We start from the raw sequence: 1,500 nt of genomic DNA on the forward strand, positions 1-1,500 counted from the left end.
CCAGCCCTACATATGTGGTATAATTCATCTTGCCAGCCTCCTTAGCTTGTAGCTCTGTATTGGTCTCTATTGTACCAATATAACCTACGTATCGCTACTGTGGGGCTGGCCCTTCCATTATGTCTATTTTGTGCTCCTACCCGTATTTTTATAGGGAGTTTATTACCAGGCAGGTAGAAAAAGACCATAAATACATGCGCTTCTAATAGAAAAGAATGACGGTGACGTGCTGGGCTCCAAAGCCCGGGCACCAAGCGGGCAATAAAAAAGGGCCCCGGCACCTATCTTGCTGACCGGAACCCTTGATTTTACTGGAGCGGAAAACGGGATTCGAACCCGCGACCCTCGGCTTGGGAAGCCGATGCTCTACCACTGAGCTACTTCCGCATGTGTAATTTATTTTACCCCCTTCCTTTTCTTTTGTCAAGTTTAGTTTAGTTTAATAAACCTCCTGGGCGATGGTTCCTTTTCTACTTTAGCCCCAGAATCGCTTTCTTGAATTTTACGGCCACATTTTTTGCCATGCGGCCCTGGTAGTACTACCATGCCAGCAGCTTAACAAATGCCTCATACTTTTCCTCCCACGCCCCTGTCTTTTCCGCTTCATAGGTTTTCAGGTCAAAAGAACGGCGGACGATTTCCCGGGCTGCGGCTAAGTCCTCAACTTCCCCCATGGCCATGGCCTGGACCAGGAGGTTGCCTGCGGCCGTGGCTTCCACCGGGCCGGCCACCACCGGGCGTCCGGTGGCGCTGGCGGTAAACTGGCAGAGGAGCTCATTTTGCGTACCGCCGCCCACCATGTGGATGACCGGCAGTTTCTTCCCCAGGATACTCTCCAGCTTTTCCAGCACCCAGCGGTATTTCAGGGCCAGGCTCTCCAGGGCGCACCTGACGATCTCGCCTTTAGTCTGAGGCACCGGCTGGCCCGTTTCCCGGCAGTAGCCCTGGATGGCCGCCGGCATGTCTTCGGGGTTCAGGAAGGCCGGGTGATCCGGGTCGATAACTGCCGTCAAGGGATTGGCTTCCCGGGCCAGGGCCGTAAGCTCGCCATAGCTTAAAGCTTCCCCCTGTCGCTCCCAGGTACGGCGGCACTCCTGGACTAGCCACAGGCCGGTGACATTCTTGAGGAGCCGGAAGGTACCACCTACCCCGCCTTCGTTGGTAAAGTTCAGGCTAAGAGTTTGCTCGTTAATTACCGGTTCCTTGACCTCCACCCCTACTAAAGACCAGGTGCCGCAGCTGATGTACAGGTAGTCCGGCCCTGTTGCCGGCACGGCTGCTACGGCACTGGCCGTATCGTGGCTACCGGGGACAATGACGGGTATCTCCCCGGCTCCCGTTTCCCGGGCCACCCGGGGTAAGAGGCGGCCTATAATCGTCCCCGGCGGGTTGATGGCCGGGAGCAGGTTAACCGGTAACCCTAACTTTTCCAGCATACCGTTGGCCCAGGTGCCGGTACGGGGGTTGTACATCTGGGTGGTACTGGCGATGGTAAACTCG

The 1,500-nt window shown here is 56.1% G+C and carries 1 protein-coding gene and 1 tRNA gene; both read right to left on the reverse strand.

What is annotated here, in order from left to right:
- Positions 1-312: 312 nt before the first annotated feature.
- Positions 313-387: transfer RNA gene (locus tag MOST_RS13245), tRNA-Gly, on the reverse strand.
- A gap of 152 nt (positions 388-539) precedes the next feature.
- On the reverse strand, positions 540-1,500 hold a 961-nt coding region (locus tag MOST_RS13250), incomplete at its 5' end, for a rhamnulokinase (protein WP_245909669.1).

It is taken from the genome of Neomoorella stamsii, from assembly GCF_002995805.1.
In the GTDB taxonomy this organism is placed as follows: domain Bacteria; phylum Bacillota; class DSM-521; order Neomoorellales; family Neomoorellaceae; genus Neomoorella; species Neomoorella stamsii.